We start from the raw sequence: 19,199 nt of genomic DNA, 5'->3' as shown, positions 1-19,199 counted from the left end.
TTTCTCCTATTAAAGTTTATAAAAAAAAAGCGTCTTAAGAAAATGAATTAATATTTTTTCCAGACTTCTTTTCTTGATTTATTTTTTTATATTCCTCATTAAAAGAAAAAGCTTAGTATATGTTTTTCTTTCAAGGTTTGTCATGAGTATTCCACCCAGCAATTCAGAACCCTATAAAAAAATCATTGTGAATCGCGTTGAACAAAACAAAAAATCAAAGAATTCGTTTAGCCAATTTCCCACAGATTTAACATATCCTAACCCAGCTTCCATACTTGTTTGCTTTTTCAAGAAATTTACTATGCACTTCTCTTTTAAAAACAAGATATCCACTACAGCTTTAAAACAAGATCTCTTAGAATTAAAACAACTCTTTATTTTACTTTCTATAGAAGATCTTAGTCATCAATTAGAGTTCATACAAAAACTTTCGCTATTATGGCATAAAATCATCGAAGATTGCAACCCTATCTCTCTTTCCCTATCAAAAGGTTCTGGTTTTTTAAAAAAAATAGCAGACTTTATTCAAATAATTAATTACTTTCCTGCCAAGGAAGATCATTCTTTAGGTTATTACCTACAAGAACATGTGGGAGAGAAGTGGGTCCCCTTCCCTTTTATGGAACTTTTACAAGAATTACATATAGATTATCAAAAAGCACAAGATAAGAGTCACTTGTCAGGTTGGATTAAAATTATATCTTTAATTGCAGATGAATTGCCTTCAAGCACTTATTGAAAAAAAATATTTACTAATCTTTAAAAAGATCATCAATTGAAGCTCCTAAAGAAAGTTCTGAGTCCTCTGAAGAAGTAGATACCGAAGTCGAAGGATTGGAATCTGAAGTCTCATGATCATAATCGACTCCAGAAATTTATCTGGATAGCAAGGTTTAATGGTAAAATCTTTTTAAAGATTTCTTTTTATTGTTGCAGTATATATTATTTTACTGGAAAATGCTTGATTAATTAAATTTACAATTAATCTTTAAAGGTTTTTTGAATGAGATACAAGAACTCAAGCAAAATTTTGATGTTTTTTTCTTATATCAAAAAGTTAAGAGACCCTTTCCTAAAAAAAACACTCATTTTTGTATTTATTACTGTAATCGCAGCTATTTATACTTCTTCCATTAAAATTAAAGAAAAGCTTCCTATGCTTAATTTAAATATGAAAGCACAGCCTAAAACTTTAGACCCTCGCAAAGTAACAGATATTTTTTCTTCTCAAATGATTTTTTTACTTCTTGAAGGCCTTGTTAAACGATATCCAGATGGATCGATTAAGCTTGCTCAAGCTGAATCCTATAAAGTATCAAATGATCAACTTATCTACACTTTTACCTTAAGAGATACAGTCTGGTCTAATAACACCCCCGTAACCGCTTATGATTTTGAACAAACCTGGAAAGACACTCTTGATCCTCGCTTTCCTTCAATGAATGCCCAGTTATTTTCTCCTATTAAAAACGCAGAAGCTGCAAAAAGAGGTTTAGTTTCATTAGATAAAGTAGGAATTACTGCATCTGATGCAAAAACTCTTATAATCACTTTAGAAAAACCAACTCCTTATCTTTTTCAATTACTCTCTTTTTGTACATTTTTTCCTATAAACATTGAAAATGATCGTAAAAATCCTAATTGGAATGGCAATAAAAAAGAGCAATGTTTATCTAATGGTCCTTTTTTATTAGAAAAATGGGATCATGGAAATCAAGTAGTTTTTATAAAAAATCCTCGTTATCGAAAAACAGAGGACCTTCATCCAGAAAAAATTGTATTTAATATCGTTGAAAATGATGCGGTGACATTAGAGATGTTTCAGCAAGGTTCAATTGATGTCATTGGAGATTCTCTAACTAATATCCCCTTAGAAGCAATTCCTACTTTAGAAAAAAAATGGACTTTTTCTTATATGCCAAGGCCCCGCTCTGTGCTTATTAGCATTAATACAGAAAAATCCCCTTTTAATAACCCTAAGATTCGAAAAGCATTCAGTTTTGCTATTAATCGTCAGAAATTGATTGGTTTAATGGGTAAAGGTGCTAAAAAAAGTATTCTAACAGAGCAAATTAATCTAGCATATCAAGGTGGTTTATCCATTATGAATATGATTCCACCTTGCCTAAAAGAAGATCGCTGTCGTTCTTTTTTTTTAGATAATGATCTAGAAAAAGCAAGAAATTTATTAAAAGAAGGAATGATAGAGCTAGGAATTACTAAAAAAGATTTTGATTCCATCATCCTTTATTATCACTCCCAAAGTTATGGAACAAGTGAATTAGTACAAGCTATTCAACAACAGTGGCTACAAACTCTAGGCATTCTTATTAAGCTAGAACGCTTAGATTTTAATATTGGGATAGATAAGATGAGAACTGGTGACTATTCCATGTGTTTTATGTGCTGGAACGCTACGTACTATGATCCGATGAGCATTTTAGAAAGATTTAAATATAAAACATATGCAACAAACTTCTCTAACTGGGAAAATCAAAAATATATTGAATTACTTGAGCATTCTTTTTATGAACAAGAAGACCAGCGATTGCTTACCTTAGAAAAAGCAGAAAAAATTTTCATTAATGAAATGCCCTATATTCCTTTATATCACGAAGACTATGTGTATATTATAAATCCAAACCTACCTTTTAGTATCCCTTTATGGGGAGATCGAATGCTTCTCCCTCTATCCCCTGAAGAAAAAAAAGTGCAAAAAGAAAATAAAAATGCTAATGAGCGTCCATCTTTTAAAATCCTGAAAAAGAAAAAAAAGGTATAAATTTATATCTGATAGAATATCTTTTTCTATTTCTTAAAAAATCATTTTTTATGTTAGAAAAAAAAACTTCTTTTTAGTGTAGAAGTATTTAAAATCGCTTTACTCTTTAGCAATCCACGGTTTAGAATTCCCTTATCAATATGTAAAAACTTTAGGAAAGTATTTTATATGAAATACCCGATTGTAAAAGGGACTTTCGATATTCTGCCACAAGAGATAAAAGAAGAAGACCTCTGGAAAGAATCTCATCGATGGGCTTACATAGAGAAGATCTTACGCGAAGAAGCTATAAAATATGGTTTCAGAGAAATTCGCACTCCGATTTTTGAGCGTACAGAGTTATTTGAACGAAGTGTTGGAGAGTTCTCTGATATCGTATCAAAAGAAATGTATACCTTTTTAGATCGCAAAGGACGTTCCTTAAGCTTGAGACCAGAGGGAACAGCCCCTGTAATGCGCGCTTTCATTAGTAATCATTTGTATCAAACACCGGGCATTCACAAATTTTTTTATATTGGATCTATGTTTCGCTATGAAAGACCTCAAGCAGGACGCTATCGGCAGCTACATCAATTTGGAGTAGAAGCAATCGGCACAATGCATCCTTATCAAGATGTAGAATTAATAGACCTAATCTATCAAATTTATCAGAGACTGGGGTTGAAAAATCTATCTATTTCTATTAATTCTATTGGTGATAACTCATCTCGTATGGCTTATCAAGCAGCTTTATTGTCATATCTTACATCTTATAAAGATCAATTATCAGAAGATAGTCAAATGAGACTTAAAAAAAATATCTTGCGTATTCTGGACTCTAAACTAGATCAAGATCAGAAAATCTTGAAAAATGCACCTCTAATTAGCGAATACTTAAGTAAAGAGGCAAAAGAGCATTTTCAAATAGTATTACATGAATTAGATCAACTAAAGATTCCTTACCAGATGGAACCAAAGCTTGTTCGTGGATTAGATTACTATAGCAATACTGTATTTGAAATCACTTCAGGACAGCTAGGAACTCAAAATGCTGTTGGAGCAGGCGGACGCTATGATGGGCTAATAGCAGATTTAGGCGGCCCTGATTTACCAGCTACAGGATTTGCTATAGGATTAGAGCGCTTATTGCAAACGATGTTAAAACAAGAAGCTTTCTTTCCAAGTCCTTTAAAGCCGGATCTTTTCTTAATACCTATGAACAATCAGGCTACTCAATTAGCCTTTAAGCTAACAACACAACTTAAACATAAAAATATTGCTGCACAAATGGATTTAAGCGGAAAAAAAATTCAACACGGTTTGCAACTTGCAAATCTACTCCAAGCAACAGCTATTGCGGTAATTGGAAATGAAGAAATCTATTCAGAAAAAATCACTTGTAAAAAATTAGCAACGCGTGAATCTCACACTTTTTCCATTCAACATTTAATCGATAATCTTAAAGGCTGGCTTAATGTTTGACTATCGCAGAACACACACTTGTGGAGAATTAAGATCCTCTCATATAGGTAAAAGCGTTACTCTATCCGGATGGATACATCGTAGACGTGATCATGGAGGTATCATCTTCATTGATCTTAGAGATCGCTTTGGCTTAACCCAACTTGTTTTTGATCCTAAAACCATTTCCGAAGAGCTTTTTGATCAGGCATCACGTTTACGCAGCGAATGGGTTATTTCTATTAAAGGCCAAGTAATCGCGCGCACTGAAAAAATGATTAATCCTAAACTCCCTACAGGTGTGCTAGAAATCTATGTAAAAGAATTAGAGATCTTATCTTCTGCCAAGACACCTCCTTTTTCTATTTGTGATGAGGATATCGAGATAAATGAAGAGCTTCGACTTAAATATCGTTATCTAGACATCAGAAGGGGATTAGTTGCTCATAATTTATTACTGCGACATCAAGTGATGTTAACCACTCGCAATTTTATGAGTGAGCAGGGATTTGTCGAAATTTCAACACCGATTCTAGGAAAGTCCACTCCAGAAGGAGCCCGTGACTATCTTGTACCTTCTAGAATCTATCCAGGTAATTTTTACGCATTACCTCAGTCACCTCAGATATTCAAACAATTATTGATGATATCTGGTATAGACCGTTATTTTCAGATTGCTCCCTGTTTTCGCGATGAAGATCTTCGCGCTGATAGACAACCTGAATTTATGCAAATCGATCTTGAAATGAGTTTTGGAACACCAGAAGATATCATGAGCATTATTGAAGAATTAATGACTAAAGTCATGCAAATCGCTTCACCTAATACTCCACCGATTTCCTTCCCTAAAATGAGTTATAAAGATTGTTTAGAAAACTATGGAACCGACCATCCCGACCTGCGCTTTAAAATGCCTCTTGTGCGGCTCGACGATATCATAGAACAGAGCGAATTTACCATTCTACGCGAGCAACTGACACAAAAAAATTGTATCAAAGCTCTTTTGGTAAAAAACGGAGCAGAGTTATCACGTCGTGAAATAGAAACCTATACACAATTTGTTTCTTTATTTGGCATTAATGGCTTAACTTGGATGAAGTGCCAATCTGAGGGCCTAAGCTCGAATATTACCAAGTTCTTTTCCTCTGAACTATTAGCAGACTTAAAAAATCGCATGCAATGCGAGATAGGCGATTTGATTTTAATAGCAGGGGGAGAAGAGGCAAGAATTAATCAAGGTTTAGACCATCTCCGCAGAAAAATTGCAAAAGAAAGAAACTTAATAGATCCCTCTGCTATGCATTTTGTTTGGGTAACCGACTTTCCACTGTTTCGCTGGAATGTAGATGAAAAACGCATAGAAAGCGAGCATCACCCTTTTACTTCTCCTCATTCTGAAGATTTGGAAATGCTAAATACAGATCCGTTAAAGGTTCGTGCTCTAGCTTACGATCTTGTCCTAAATGGGTATGAAATTGGAGGAGGATCCCAAAGAATTCATAACAGTGAATTACAAAATAAAATATTTGAAATTCTTCATTTATCTAAAAATGCTATTCAAGAAAAGTTCGGTTTTTTTGTAGAGGCCCTAGAATATGGGACTCCGCCTCATCTAGGCTTTGCTTTTGGACTAGATCGCATAGTAATGATTTTAGCAAAAACAGAAAATATTAAAGATGTAATCGCTTTTCCCAAAACTCAAAAAGCTAGTGATTTAATGATGCAAGCTCCTGCAAAAGTAGAAAAAAAACAACTAAATGACTTAAAAGTTCAAATAGAACCTATTGAAATCATTTGGATATAAAGTTTAAGATTAGTAGCAAATACACTATGTTCCGAGGTAGCAGCCCATGAAGTCAAAAAAAAATCTCTTATTAGCTTGTGCTCTATTTATGACACAAGCTGCTCTTTGTCAAGAAAGCTCTCCTAGAGAGTCAGTCATTCGCCATGATGAAATTGAAAAACTTTCTCGAGCTTTTGGACATCTGATTGGAAAAAACCTGATTCAACAAGACTTAGAAAAGAATGGCAAAGTCAAGCTCGATCTAGCACAGGTTATCAAAGGATTACAAGAAGCTGCAGATGGGAAAGAATCCCCTATGACAGAAAATGAGTGTGTGGAAGCAATTGTTGCCGCCAAAGAACTAGCATTTGAACAAGAATCTAAAGAAAATTTAGAAAAAGCAGAAACTTTTCTCAAAAAAAATGCAGCAAATGCAGCAGTGGTAAGTATAGAAAATGGCAAGGTTCAATATCGCATAGAGAAAACAGGTACTGGCGAAACAATACAGTCACATTTTTCTCCTTTGGTACATTATAAAGGACAATTTCTCGATGGTTCTATTTTCAGTGATTCTAATGAAGAAGTGCTTTTTCTCGATGAAATTATTACAGGATTACGATTGGGTTTAATCGGTATGAAAGAAGGGGAAAAGCGCACTATCTACATTCATCCTGATTTTGCTTATAAAATGCATCATAACCTTCCTCCTAATTCTCTTTTGACTTTTGAAATAGAGGTAGTTCAAGCAAACGCTTCTTATAATTCTCTTTCTTCAAAAGAAGATACACACCCTATGGAAATCGCTGAGCCCAAAACAGATATACGTTAAATCGTTAGTTTTTATAAAAAAATCCTAAAATCCAATTGCATAAATCTACCCATACTGTTCTGATATATAATAACGATTCATGACTAGATACTCCCATAAATTTTATGCGCCTATTTAAGATTTCTTTAGCTTTCCAAATGGCAATCGCCACAGTATTTGGGATTCTTTTTGGCCTATTTCTAGGCGATTTATGCGATGTTTTTTCCTCTTATGCATCTGCCTATATTAAACTTCTCAAAGTTACAGCTATCCCTTATTTAATTGGGGCTATCATCCATGGAGTAGGGCAGTTAAGCTCTTCTCAAGGTAAATTAATTGTAAAGCGTGGTATTTTTTTTATTAGTTTAGCTTGGATTATTAACATTTTAATGATTTACACAGTCTCTCATTTATTTCCCCGTTCTAGCAGTCCTCAAACCTCTGGTTATATCTCTAGCGATACACCTCATTTGAATTTTACTGAGCTACTCATTCCCGACAATATTTTTTACGATCTAGCCAATAATATTGTTCCAGCTATCGTAATCTTTTCTCTTCTGATTGGAATTGCATTGATCCACCTCAAAGAAAAAGATGTAATTATGAATGGTCTACAAAATTTAGTAAGCGCATTAACACGAATTACGGCTTGGATTGCTCGGATTACACCAATTGGAACTTTTTTAATTATAGCCAACCAAGTAGGGACTATTCAACTCTCTACGGTTAAGCAAGTAAGTACCTATGTAATCTTATACCTTTTAGGAACATGTTCGATTATATTTTGGATTTTTCCCAGACTTACAAGTATGTTAACCTCTATTCCTGCTTATAAATGGCTGCAACAAACTCTGCCTATCTTAGTGCTTGCTTATACGACAAATGTAGTCATTGTTTGCTTGCCCTACATCATTGAATTGCTTAAAAAAGAAACAGCCATTATTGATCCTACCGATGAGAAAGCTCAAACACAGATACAAGGAACTGTATCTGTTGTTTTTAATTTACCCTTAGGAGCTCTTTTTATTACCTTATTTATATTTTTTATATCTATTTTTTATGGCTTGCCATTAGGTTTTTCTTCTCAAGTTGAATTATTTGTAACCACCCTTTTGACAAACCTAGGCTCGGTGGGGCTAGGTTCATGGATTAATAGTTTAACTTTCATTTTAGATTCCTTAGGCTTACCGATTAATGCGGTTAACTTGTACTTGACTACCCTCCCCTTTACCTCTGGATTTCAGTCCATGTTATCTGCCATGCAAATTACTTCCCTTTCTTTATTCATCACTCTTTCTTGTCGCAATATGCTGCTTTTTAGATGGAATAGGATAATCAGTAAAACTTTTTTCACTTTACTTCCTATGACTCTACTATTTCTTATCCTCAAATCTTTTAATCCACTACCAACTATTAAAAATGAGGCTAAAAGCATCTACGAGCTAACAATTACCTCTACTATTCCTGTAAAGATTTATAAAACGATTCCTCCATCGAATCCTTTTTCAGAGGATGCTTTTGATCATATTTTAGCCACTAAAACTTTGAGAGTGGGTTATTATCCCAATGCAGCTCCTTTTTGTTTTTATAATGTGAATAATCATTTAGTCGGATATGACATGGCTTTTGCTTATGAATTAGCTTATGACCTTGGCTGTAAATTAGAATTAGTGCCTCTTTCTTATAACAATGTCATTTCCGATATAGAAGAGAAGAAATATGATATTGCCATGTCTGCATTAAGTATGAATGAAAAAAGACTTAGAAGTCTTTCTTTTACTAAATCTTATCTAGATGCAAGATTGATTTTGATTACAGAAGAAAAAATGCGTAAAAAATTTTCTTCCATGGAAAAAATTCTTAATCATCCAGAATTAAAAATTGCTGTACTTAAAGGATCTTCTTATGAACAAATAGCTCATGAGTTCTTTCCTAATGACAGGATTATTTATTTGGATCATTTTGAAGAGTTTACTATAAAAGGAAAGCAAGCAGCTTTACTATGGGAAGAACAACAAGCTCTAGCATGGATTTTAAAACATCGCAATTACCGCATTGTGATCCCAAATCCTGCAATTGGAATAGACACTTTAGGCTATGCCATTAATGCAGACGGTCCTAAGTTTCTCAATTATCTTAACCAATGGCTAGAGTTAAAAAACAATCAAGGATTTACGGAAAAACAATATGATCTTTGGGTTAAAGGGAAAACAGAAATCGCAACTTCTCAAGAAAAACGCTGGTCTATTGTTCGGGATGTACTACATTGGATTAAATAAATTCAAGGCAAGCTAGAATACTTGCCTTAAAAAAATAAGATTTACTTGGCTTTTGTAAGAAATGTTTTTAGATCATTTGCTTCTATCAAACCAACAACTCGATCTATTTCTTTTCCCTTATGGAATAAAACTAAAGTAGGGATAGAAGTAATCGCTAAACGAGCAGCTACTTCTTGAGCAGCATCAATGTTTATCTTAAAAAAATTCACCTCTTTTACTTCTTTAGCAACCTCTTCTAAAATAGGAGTTAATTGTCGGCAAGGACCACACCAATCGGCAAAAAAATCAATCAGCACAGTCCCTTGGCTTGTTTCTTTATCAAAGTTGTTTTCCAATATTTCTTTTATGAATTCACTCATGCATTTATTCTCCTTATTAGATGGAATCCATTAGATTAAATCGCATTCTGGTTTTTAATCTAGATTAAACTAAAAACTTCTTTCCGATACACTATCTTTCTTATGCGGTCATGGCGGAATTGGTAGACGCGCTAGATTCAGGTTCTAGTCAGGATTTTCCTGGTGGATGTTCGAGTCATCTTAAGCCGCAAAAACTTTAAGGAGGATCTCCTTCAGCTCCTTTCTCATACCAGTCACGTAAATTTTGTATAGATTGAGCTAGACGTTCTGTAAGAGCTTTTTGTGCTTGTTTTTTATCAAGGCCTTGAAATGCTTCAGAAGAAATGGGAGAACCAAATACACAAGCGGTTTTTCCCCATAATTTAGGTAGCTTTCTTTCCCGATTCCAAATGGAAAACGTTCCATGAATATAAGCAGGAATTACAATTGTTTGAGAACGAAAGACTAAAAAAGCAACTCCAGATTTTAGTTCTCCTAATCGATCTTCATAAGCTCTTGTTCCTTCTGGGAAAAGAATCACTTTCTTTCCAGATGCTAAAAGTTCCTGTATAGCTTTAAATGCTCGAATGTTACTTGTATCTCCCTGTACTGGGTGAGAGTTCAATTTTCGAATAAAAGGACCAAATAAAGCATACTTAAATAAGCTCTCTCTTGCTAAAAAATGCACTTCTTGTGGCCAAGAAATAGCTAAAATAGGGGGATCGTAAAAAGATGTGTGATTAGCTGCAATGATCGCAGATCCTTTATGCACATGTTTTAGTCCATATACCTTATGTCGATAAAGAGCTTTAAAGAATATCCAGGTAAAAAACACTACTACACGATAGAGAAAAGAAAGAGAATTATCAGATGCCCAACTAGGTTTTATCATGGAATTTTTTCAGGATATTTTTCTGTAGTAAATTGAATGATTTGATCAACCACTTCATTTAAAGTCAATGTAGAGGTATCAATTTTATATGCATCTGGTGGACATTTTAAGGGAGAATTTGATCGAGTAGAATCATAATGATCTCTTTTTAATAAATCCGCTAACATAGATTGTTTAACTAGCTCTATTTCTTCTTTAGGATATTGAGCTAATAATTCAGCTAGACGTCTTTCTGCACGAATACGTGGATCAGCTGTTAAGAAAATTTTAATTTCAGCTTGAGGAAAGACAACAGTTCCCAAATCCCTACCTTCAAAAACAAAATCTCCTTGAATAGCATATTGTCTTTGAATATCCAATAATTTAGAGCGAACGCAATCTATAGCAGATATTTCCGACACACGTGAAGTAATAAGATGCGATCTAATCTCTTCTGTTACATCTTTATCTCCCACAAAATATCTTTTACTATGCTCTTTTGTTTCTATTCTAAAAGGAAATTGATCAACTAATTTTTTAATTTCTTCTATTTGTTGAATTGCAATTTGAGATTTAAGAAAAAACCAAGTAAATGCTCGATACATAGCCCCTGTGTCAAAATAAGTAAAGTGTAGCCTTTTAGCTACTTGTCTTGAAACACTTGTTTTGCCTGTTGCTGCAGGACCATCAATAGTAATGATCATAATTTAATGCATCCGCAAAAAGAAATATACAATAGGCGTAGTAAATAGTAAAGAATCTACCATATCTAAAACACCCCCCAATCCAGGTAGAGCATTGCTATCTTTAACAACAGCATCTCTTTTTAAAAGAGATTCTGCTAAATCTCCCATTTGCCCTAATACTCCAATTAACATCCCAAGCCATACTGACTCTGAAAGAGAAAGATGAAACCATTCTGCTTGCATGTAAACCGCTAGCTTATGAATAGCTAGGCTTGCACAAACAGCCCCAATAAACCCAGCAATTGCCCCTTCTACTGTTTTCTGAGGGCTTAAAGAAGGACACAATTTATTTTTTCCCCAAAGTCTTCCTACAAAATAAGCGCTTACATCGGTAATTTTTGTGACAACAATCAAATATAAAAGCCACCAACGCCCTTCCTGAGGGAACCCCTGATGGGGATTAGGATAAAGGACTCCTAAAATTAAGCTCAAAGGGACTGCTACATAAATAATTCCAAAAAATTCTATAGCGATTTCATTCAAAGATCCTGTTACTCTTTTAAAACGATGTACAAAGAAAGCAATAACACCTAACGCTACAACTAAAATGGGCAGTTGAGGGAGATCTACAAAAACCAGAGATATATATAAAGCAATTACTTCCAAAATTGCTATAGCCATCATTAAGCGCGTAGCTGGATGCCTTTTTTTAGCAATAGCCAATTGCGCGTATTCCCAAACCCCAGTAGCAGAAATTCCGGCTACAAAAAACATGAGCAGAAGACTAATGAAAGGCAAAGGAGAAAAAACAATTAATGTTGCGACACAAACCCCTACTGAAATAGAAGTCATTAACCTAGAGCTTAAATCTGCCATTCTCTTTATGGTCATAGGCCTCCAAATCGCCTTTGACGTTGTTGAAATTGATATAAAGCTTTTATTAGCTCTTTCTCAGAAAAATCTGGCCATAACACTTCTGTGTGATAAAATTCGCTATAAGAAAGTTGCCAAAGCAGAAAATTGCTTTGTCTTTTCTCTCCACTTGTACGAATGAGAAGATCTGGATCAGGCCAATAAGAAGTATCTAAATATTGAGTAATTAGCTGCTCATTAATTTCAGATCTGCTTAAACGTCCACTTTGAATGTCCTCTACGATATTAACAAGAGCTCTTTTAATGTCATCTCTACCACCATAATTGATAGCTAGTACTAAATCGATTTGACTGCAATTTTTGGTTGCTTGTTTTACATCACATATAGTTTGATAAACATCTTTAGGTATTTTAGTAAGATCCCCAATTGTCTGCAACCGAACTTGCTCCTTAATCATTTTAAAACAAAATCTACGCAAATAAATTTTACATAGATACATTAAACTATCTACTTCCTGCTGAGATCTTTGCCAATTTTCTGTAGAAAAAGCATAAACCGTTAATACTTTTATATTCCATTTAATTGCAGAGATTACAACATCAATGATGGTTTTAGCACCTTGCCAATGCCCCATCATAACAGGTAAACCATTTTTTTTAGCCCATCTTCTATTCCCATCCATGATAATTGCAACATGTTTTGGGAGCATATTTTTATCTAAAGCTAAAGAATCTTCCAAAGCACTTTTTGGAGCATTTAACATCTGCATATAAAATTTATTTTTTAAAAAATTGGTGTAAAAAAAGAGTACTTTTTCGATCAGGGCCTAACGAGACCATGCTAATAGGTATATCTATTAATTCTGAAATTCGCTTAAGATAATAAATAGCTTTTTCTGGTAGTTCCTTATAAGAAGACAGGTGAGATGTTTTTTTTCCCCATCCTTCTAGAACTTCATATATAGGTTCAACTCGTGCTAGGTCTTCAATTAAAGCAGGAGGAGACTCTAAAATAACCCCATCTAAGCGATAGTGAGTACAAATTTTAATTTCATCTAATATATCTAAAATATCCAATTTAGTTAAAGCCATTGAATCGAGCCCATTTAACTTTGCAGAATAACGGACTAAACAAGCATCAAACCAACCCATACGCCTTGTTCTTCCAGTTGTTGCTCCTATTTCGCGCGCTTTAGACGCAACAAACATTTTCTGTTCTTTTTCTGTAAAAGCAGTTGGCAGAGGTCCTTCTCCTACACGCGTTGTGTATGTTTTTACCACGCCAAGAACATGATCGATCTTCGTTGGTCCAATTCCTGCCCCTGCAATAATACCTGCTGCAATCGTGCTAGAAGAAGTTACATATGGATAAGAGCCAAAGTTGTTATCTAAAAGAGTCCCCTGGGCTCCTTCAAATAACACTTTCTTTCCCATTTTAAGAGCTTCAGCAATCCACTCTTCAACAGGCGCTATAAAAGGTTTTAATTTGGCAGCTAGTTGATGGCATTCCTCTAATAAAGAATCCAATAGTAGAGGCTCTTGTTGAAAAATGATTTGTAGTTCTTGATTTTTCGAAAAAAGCGTGGCTTGTAACCTTTCTCTTAAAATATCTGATCGCATAAATTCTGCTAATCGAATTCCTATTCGGCTAGATCGGTCTGCATAACAAGGTCCAATTCCTTTTCCTGTGGTGCCAATGGCTCGATCTTTCTTTCGATTCTCATACAACTTGTCTAGTAACTTATGATAGGGAAAAATCACATGTGCATAATTAGACAGCCACAACCGACCTGCAAAATCAATCCCTTCTTTTCTTAAACAATTCACTTCTTCCAAAAAAGAACCTGGATCAATCACAGTGCCACCTGCGATCAGACACTGTGTATTAGGATGTAAAATACCCGATGGAATTAAATGAAATCGAAGCTCGTGAGAATCTATTAAAATGGTATGCCCTGCATTGTTCCCCCCTTGAGCTCTAACTACAAAGTCGACTGATTTTGCTAATAGATCGGTAACTTTTCCTTTTCCTTCATCTCCCCATTGAGCTCCTACCACAATCATGCTAGACATATTTCAAAACCTTCTTAAGTCGCAATTGTATATTTAAAAGAAGAGTGTAGCAAATGCTTGATTTGAATCGATGATTTTTCTGTAAAAACATGCTTCTCTTAAATAGCCTGATAAGGGCAGATCTATTTCTCAATAGTTGTATTTTTAATAGTTATTTATATTTCTAGAATAAAAATTAGCATGTTTTCCGACATTTCTAAAAACTTGCTTTTTATTCAGTTGAAATTTAAAACTTCATCTCCTTATTTAAGGAGATAAGTATGAGTAGTTCTATAGGGATTACAAACAAATGTGTAATGGCATTTCTTGATTTCTTCCATGTTATACAAGCTGTAGATGAATAAAGATATATTCGAAGAAATTAGCACTCTTAATGATACAAATGACATAAGAAATGGTTCGCTATTTTTTTCAAAAAATCGTTTAAAATCTTATGCATGTTAGTTGTTTCAAAATAGACCCAAAAGCAATAGAGCACCTTCTTGAAAAAAATAAGATCGTGAACGAATTTAATTTAGAAATAGAGGGACAAAAGTTACTTCGAGTCTTTTCATAAATTAAAATGATCTTTTATTGATTTTAACTCAAAAAAATAAGCATCTATATTTAAAAGAAATCTTTTATTCTTCTCTTTAAACTTAAGAACGATTGCTATCGTAAAAAAATTCTTTAATAGACAGAATCGAGCACTATCCGTATTCTAAATCTGTTAAAATCTTTTAGATCTCAATTGGGAATTTACATGAAAAAGCAAAAAAAATGGCAGTTATATCTCATCTTTATTGTTATTGCTCTTACCGTATACAATATATTGCCTACTGTTTTTTATTACAGTAAACCTTTACAGCAACCTATCGAAGAGAAAAGAGCAGAGCAAATAGCTGTTTCTATCTCTGAAAGAGTCAATCAACTTGAGGAAGAAGCAGAAAAATGGTTGCATTCTTTTTGCAATCTGCTTGAGGTAAAACCACAAACAATAGCTCTTGATGCTAGGCAACCTCAAATTATTACAATTTCTTTTAAAAATACAGAAGAAGCTAACCTATTTCGTACTTACTTGCCTAGAGCTGGTCAACTGATTCCTTTTTTACCCGCACAGCTATTTTTACATGAAGATGTTGATACAAATAGTAGAACAGTTATTGTACAAAGACGCATTCCTATCCATTTTGATGCCCTTACCTATTATCAGTTCTCCCGTAAGTGGGACTCTCTAGGAAAACCTACCCCTTTTTATGAGAAAATTGTTCAAGACCGCGCTCTACAAATAGCTTCTTCAATTGCTGGTTCTACACAAAATGCTCTTTATTTACAAAATGCTTTAAAACAAACAGGTGCGATCCAAGAAGATCAGTTTGTGCAAATTGCTAAAAATATTCTTAGCTTTACCAATGTATATGGGGAAAGCTCTTTAATCGCCGAGCGCTATTTTGCTAGCTTTACTCAATGCAATCTAGAGGATCGCCAAGGTTTTATGCAAAGCTGGATCCAAAGATTAGAGACTCTACAGGAAAAGCTCTTAAAAGAAAAAGAGCAGCTTCAAAATAAGAGCGCGCAAGCAGAAAAAACAGCTATGTTCTTAACTACTTTAGAACAACAAAGGCTAGAATCCTTAAGCGATAAAACGCAAGCCCTCAAGCAAGCTACCCAAGTTATCAAGAAACATCTCGATCTATTTATGAAAGCCAAAAATCCTTTGTCTTATGAAGATTTGCAAAAGAATTTGACACAGGATCATAATACGCAAACAATTGCCCTAGAGGGATATAACCCTTTTATTAAAAGTATTTTTATTGAATTGAGCCAAGAAAAAATCTTTTTAGACCTCTATGAAGATATAGAAGCGATGAGAGAAAAAGGTTTACAACCTTCTTATCTAGAGGATCAAGCAGATCAATTGATGTACAATGAAATTGCTTTCATCGCAAGATCAGCAGATGAGATAATTTCTCCTTTTCAAGGTCGTTTTGAAATTAGATTAAATCAGTTATCCGATAGCAAAAGTTTTCTTGCTATGGATCTAGGCCAAATTGCGCATAAAATGTCTTCTCAGGTTAAAGAAACACTTCTGCGTTTTTGGCATCCCATTCATCCCGATCTACAACGCAACGCATTGCCTATTTACGACTATGATACTTATAAAGCTCTTCCACTTGCAGAACAAAAACTCGCTTTAGTCGTCTATGCTCCAGCTAGTTATGCTGCGACCCCTGTGCCTGGATTTCGTTCTCATTCTATTTACGTAGTTGCTAAGGGGATGGATAAAATTTTATCTCGTTTGCAAAATGAGAGCCATTCCGCTCAAACCAACCAATTCATTCAAGATTTTAACCAGCTTCGTGAAATTTTACAAAAAAGTGGATTTGTAGATTATCCTACAGCAGGTTATGCCTTTGATCCTGAATTTAGCCAAGATCTGATTTTCGAGCAGGAAAACTATTATCAAATCCTACTAAAATCAACAAGAGAAAATTTCAAAGTTTCTGGAACAAAGCGCTTTGCTATACTAGAGTTTACCAATCTTGAGCAAAGGCTACTTACCGAAAATAAAATCTTCAATCAAATACATGAAGATCTACTTAAATGGCGAGATGATTATTTTGCTGCCCAAAATCAAGCCAGAGGCGTTACCAAATACGATGTACCAAAGCCTGTTCATAACATTTATTGGAATAATTTCTGCTTAAGTTTAAAAAAATATTTTAGAGGAGATAATCGTAAGATTTTACATTGGGGATTAGATTTATCTGGTGGTAAAACCGTTCAATTAGAACTCGTTGACCATAATGGAAAAACAGTAATAGACCCGATAGATATCAAGCAAGGGATCAATGAATTATACGCTCGTGTAAATAAAATGGGCATATCAGAAGTAAACATTCGTCAGGAAGGTAATACTATTGCATTAGATTTTCCTGGTGCACAAGGATTATCGGCTAGTGATCTTGTAAAATCCTCTTCGATGTGTTTTCAAATAGTTAATGAAAAATTCAGCCCAAATAATATAGAGCTAGCTGATGCTACACAAAAATTTTTACAAGAAATTTGGAATGAAGCTGTAGTTACCAACTGTAAAGATATTGAAGACATTTACCTCATTGCAAGCAAGCATTTATATGGTGATTCTCTAGACTCAAAATTAGTACAGCCTCGTTCCGAATCTGCTAAAACACTTTATGAAAACGGGCTGCGTTTTGCTCTTAACGGACCTATAAATAGCAACTTTAATGAAACCTATTCTAAAATTGCTATGCTTAGAGGAAGTGACTTCACTAGCTGGAATGGACAAACTCATCCTTTACTCATTGTGTTTCGTAATTTTGCTTTAGAAGGTTCTAATTTAGAAAATATTCACGCTTCTTATGATCCTTCCAAAGGAAATTTTCTTGCATTTTCTGTTAAAGGCTCCTTCACAGATAAATCAGGAAATAAGCAATATCCTCGCGATAATTTATTGGCTTGGACTTCTCAGTTCTCTAAAGAAAAAATTCAAGGCACAGATAGAGAATCTTTTTCTGCAGGAAGAGGGTGGCGCATGGCTGTTATTCTCAACGGTTCTGTAATTAGTTCCCCTACTTTAGACTCAGAACTAAAAGACAGTGGGATGATTACTGGAAGCTTTACACAAAGAGAAATTAGTCAATTAGAAGCTGACCTTAAAGCAGGTTCTTTAAGTTTTACTCCTCATGTTCTCGCTGAGAAAAATGTGTCTCCAGAACTAGGAGTTAAAGAAAGAATGCAAGGTATTGTTGCAACTATGATTGCCTTATGTCTTGTTATAGCAGCTATGGTAAGTTACTATCGCTTTGGTGGAATGATTGCTTCAATCGCTGTTATTTTTAACCTATTGATTTTATGGGGCACATTACAAAACCTACAAGCAACTCTGAGTTTAGCTGGGATTGCAGGGATTATTTTAACAGTTGGTATGGCAGTTGATGCGAACGTTTTAGTCTTTGAAAGAATCCGCGAAGAGTTTCAGACAACAGGTCGTATTGCTATGGCCATTCATGCGGGTTATCGCAAAGCTTTTTCTGCAATCCTAGACTCTAATATCACTACAATTATTGCAGCCTTAGTTCTACTGAATTTTGATTCAGGACCTATTAAAGCTTTTGCCATTACTATGATTATTGGAATTATCTCTTCCATGTTCACTGCACTTTTTATGACGCGCTTTTTCTTCTCTAAATGGATAGAGAATCCTAACCACAAGAAATTGAACATGCTAAATTGGTTTAAAACAAAAGACTTCAATTTCTTTAAATACGCAAAACCTGCATTGTTTCTTTCTTTCTGCGTAATTCTCATTGGTTCTTTTATGCTAGTTACTCAACGCAATACTATTTTTGGTATGGATTTTAGAGGAGGTTATGCACTTATCGTTGAACTAACTCCTGATACAGAAAACAACTATAGATACTCTGTAGAAAAAGCTCTTACACGTGCCGGTGCTACTAATAATGAAGTACAAATAAGAGAACTTACTCCCAATAACCAGGTTCGTATCTTTTTAAGTAGAAGCTTGCAGGAAGAGGGTCATCCTTTTGCAAATCTGCCTCTTGAATATACCCTAAAAGAGTCTAATTACCCTTATCAAACCAATCCAAAAATTGTATGGGTTGTGCAATCATTAGAAAAATCGGGACTTTCATTAACTCCTTCTAGCCTACAAAGCTTAAATAAACAATGGACAGAAGTGAGCGGACAGCTCTCCGATACTATGCGTAACAACGCTTTGATTGGAATTAGTATCGCTATGCTATGTATTCTTATATACATTACCATTCGCTTTGAATTTAACTACGCAATTAGCGCTATTCTATGTTTAGCTCATGATCTATTCTTTACTTTATCCGCTATTGCAATCTTGCATAAATTACATGTTCCTATTCAAATTGATCTGAATACAATTGCAGCGCTTATGACAATCATTGGATATTCTTTGAATGATACAATTATTGTTTTCGATAGGATTCGAGAAGATATGCAATTTATGCGTAAAATGAGCTTAATTGATATCATGAATCACGCTTTAAATGTAACTTTAAGTAGAACCCTTATGACATCAGGGACTACCTTGCTTGTACTAGTTCCTCTGTTATTCTTAGGTGGATCTACTCTATTTGGGTTTTCTTTAGTTATGGTTATTGGTGTTATTTTTGGAACTTTATCATCGTTGTTCATTGCAGCCCCTCTAATGAAGTTTTTTTATGAATGGGAATTACAGAAATTAAGCAAAATGAAATTAAATGAGCGATAGGAT

At 34.4% G+C, this 19,199-nt stretch carries 13 protein-coding genes and 1 tRNA gene; 8 read left to right on the top strand and 6 right to left on the bottom strand.

Features of this window, described 5'->3' with window-relative positions; translation table 11 throughout:
• Nucleotides 1-142 precede the first annotated feature (142 nt).
• From RHAB15C_RS00830 to RHAB15C_RS00805, 6 genes are all read left to right on the top strand, one after another.
• Complete coding sequence (locus RHAB15C_RS00830; RefSeq protein ID WP_194845583.1) at nucleotides 143-739, top strand: hypothetical protein; 597 nt, start codon at nucleotides 143-145, stop codon at nucleotides 737-739.
• Nucleotides 740-1,003: 264 nt separating this feature from the next.
• Complete coding sequence (locus RHAB15C_RS00825; RefSeq protein ID WP_194845584.1) at nucleotides 1,004-2,782, top strand: peptide ABC transporter substrate-binding protein; 1,779 nt, start codon at nucleotides 1,004-1,006, stop codon at nucleotides 2,780-2,782.
• Nucleotides 2,783-2,950: 168 nt separating this feature from the next.
• Nucleotides 2,951-4,243 carry a histidine--tRNA ligase gene (hisS, locus tag RHAB15C_RS00820; RefSeq protein WP_194845585.1) on the top strand — a complete coding sequence of 431 codons (1,293 nt, stop codon included), beginning with the start codon at nucleotides 2,951-2,953 and terminating at the stop codon, nucleotides 4,241-4,243.
• Complete coding sequence (gene aspS, locus RHAB15C_RS00815; protein WP_194845586.1) at nucleotides 4,236-6,026, top strand: aspartate--tRNA ligase; 1,791 nt, start codon at nucleotides 4,236-4,238, stop codon at nucleotides 6,024-6,026. The genes hisS and aspS overlap by 8 nt, the downstream gene beginning before the upstream one ends.
• A gap of 46 nt (nucleotides 6,027-6,072) precedes the next feature.
• The gene (locus RHAB15C_RS00810; RefSeq protein WP_194845587.1) at nucleotides 6,073-6,834 is read left to right on the top strand and encodes an FKBP-type peptidyl-prolyl cis-trans isomerase; all 762 of its coding nucleotides are present in this window, start codon (nucleotides 6,073-6,075) and stop codon (nucleotides 6,832-6,834) included.
• Nucleotides 6,835-6,971: 137 nt separating this feature from the next.
• A complete protein-coding gene (locus RHAB15C_RS00805) occupies nucleotides 6,972-9,092 on the top strand; it encodes a cation:dicarboxylate symporter family transporter (protein ID WP_194845588.1) in 2,121 nt (706 codons plus the stop codon).
• Nucleotides 9,093-9,133: 41 nt separating this feature from the next.
• On the opposite strand, the gene trxA is transcribed toward RHAB15C_RS00805, so the two are convergent.
• Nucleotides 9,134-9,451, bottom strand: coding sequence for a thioredoxin (gene trxA / locus RHAB15C_RS00800; protein WP_194845589.1), 318 nt, complete (start codon nucleotides 9,449-9,451; stop codon nucleotides 9,134-9,136).
• Between the two features lie 104 nt (nucleotides 9,452-9,555).
• Between trxA and RHAB15C_RS00795 the strand changes: the two genes are divergently transcribed.
• Nucleotides 9,556-9,641: transfer RNA gene (locus RHAB15C_RS00795), tRNA-Leu, on the top strand.
• A gap of 6 nt (nucleotides 9,642-9,647) precedes the next feature.
• Here the strand turns inward: RHAB15C_RS00795 and RHAB15C_RS00790 are convergent.
• The 5 genes from RHAB15C_RS00790 to RHAB15C_RS00770 form a co-directional block, all read right to left on the bottom strand.
• Nucleotides 9,648-10,322 (bottom strand): lysophospholipid acyltransferase family protein, encoded by a 675-nt coding sequence (locus tag RHAB15C_RS00790; RefSeq protein WP_194845590.1) that lies wholly within the window; start codon nucleotides 10,320-10,322, stop codon nucleotides 9,648-9,650.
• On the bottom strand, nucleotides 10,319-11,005 hold the full coding sequence (gene cmk, locus RHAB15C_RS00785) for a (d)CMP kinase (RefSeq protein ID WP_194845591.1): 687 nt from the start codon (nucleotides 11,003-11,005) through the stop codon (nucleotides 10,319-10,321). Before cmk ends, RHAB15C_RS00790 begins: the two co-directional genes overlap by 4 nt.
• Nucleotides 11,006-11,008: 3 nt before the next feature.
• On the bottom strand, nucleotides 11,009-11,878 hold the full coding sequence (locus tag RHAB15C_RS00780; protein ID WP_194845592.1) for a phosphatidate cytidylyltransferase: 870 nt from the start codon (nucleotides 11,876-11,878) through the stop codon (nucleotides 11,009-11,011).
• Nucleotides 11,875-12,570, bottom strand: coding sequence for an undecaprenyl pyrophosphate synthase (uppS, locus tag RHAB15C_RS00775; RefSeq protein WP_246587569.1), 696 nt, complete (start codon nucleotides 12,568-12,570; stop codon nucleotides 11,875-11,877). The genes RHAB15C_RS00780 and uppS overlap by 4 nt, the downstream gene beginning before the upstream one ends.
• A gap of 67 nt (nucleotides 12,571-12,637) precedes the next feature.
• Nucleotides 12,638-13,933, bottom strand: coding sequence for an adenylosuccinate synthase (locus tag RHAB15C_RS00770; RefSeq protein WP_194845593.1), 1,296 nt, complete (start codon nucleotides 13,931-13,933; stop codon nucleotides 12,638-12,640).
• Between the two features lie 742 nt (nucleotides 13,934-14,675).
• On the opposite strand from RHAB15C_RS00770, the gene secD reads away from it, so the two are divergent.
• Nucleotides 14,676-19,196 carry a protein translocase subunit SecD gene (gene secD, locus RHAB15C_RS00765; RefSeq protein ID WP_194845594.1) on the top strand — a complete coding sequence of 1,507 codons (4,521 nt, stop codon included), beginning with the start codon at nucleotides 14,676-14,678 and terminating at the stop codon, nucleotides 19,194-19,196.
• Nucleotides 19,197-19,199 lie beyond the last annotated feature (3 nt).

It is taken from the genome of Candidatus Rhabdochlamydia porcellionis, from assembly GCF_015356815.2.
GTDB classification, from domain to species: domain Bacteria; phylum Chlamydiota; class Chlamydiia; order Chlamydiales; family Rhabdochlamydiaceae; genus Rhabdochlamydia; species Rhabdochlamydia porcellionis.
The sequence above is the reverse complement of the archived record's forward strand: the minus strand, read 5'-3'. Positions and strand labels throughout refer to the sequence as shown.

Coding starts and splice junctions, on each gene's coding strand:
- RHAB15C_RS00830 (WP_194845583.1), top strand. CDS start 143: ATGAGTATTCCACCCAGCAATTCAGAACCCTATAAAAAAATCATTGTG.
- RHAB15C_RS00825 (WP_194845584.1), top strand. CDS start 1,004: ATGAGATACAAGAACTCAAGCAAAATTTTGATGTTTTTTTCTTATATC.
- hisS (WP_194845585.1), top strand. CDS start 2,951: ATGAAATACCCGATTGTAAAAGGGACTTTCGATATTCTGCCACAAGAG.
- aspS (WP_194845586.1), top strand. CDS start 4,236: ATGTTTGACTATCGCAGAACACACACTTGTGGAGAATTAAGATCCTCT.
- RHAB15C_RS00810 (WP_194845587.1), top strand. CDS start 6,073: ATGAAGTCAAAAAAAAATCTCTTATTAGCTTGTGCTCTATTTATGACA.
- RHAB15C_RS00805 (WP_194845588.1), top strand. CDS start 6,972: ATGGCAATCGCCACAGTATTTGGGATTCTTTTTGGCCTATTTCTAGGC.
- trxA (WP_194845589.1), bottom strand. CDS start 9,451: ATGAGTGAATTCATAAAAGAAATATTGGAAAACAACTTTGATAAAGAA.
- RHAB15C_RS00790 (WP_194845590.1), bottom strand. CDS start 10,322: ATGATAAAACCTAGTTGGGCATCTGATAATTCTCTTTCTTTTCTCTAT.
- cmk (WP_194845591.1), bottom strand. CDS start 11,005: ATGATCATTACTATTGATGGTCCTGCAGCAACAGGCAAAACAAGTGTT.
- RHAB15C_RS00780 (WP_194845592.1), bottom strand. CDS start 11,878: ATGACCATAAAGAGAATGGCAGATTTAAGCTCTAGGTTAATGACTTCT.
- uppS (WP_246587569.1), bottom strand. CDS start 12,570: ATGCTCCCAAAACATGTTGCAATTATCATGGATGGGAATAGAAGATGG.
- RHAB15C_RS00770 (WP_194845593.1), bottom strand. CDS start 13,933: ATGTCTAGCATGATTGTGGTAGGAGCTCAATGGGGAGATGAAGGAAAA.
- secD (WP_194845594.1), top strand. CDS start 14,676: ATGAAAAAGCAAAAAAAATGGCAGTTATATCTCATCTTTATTGTTATT.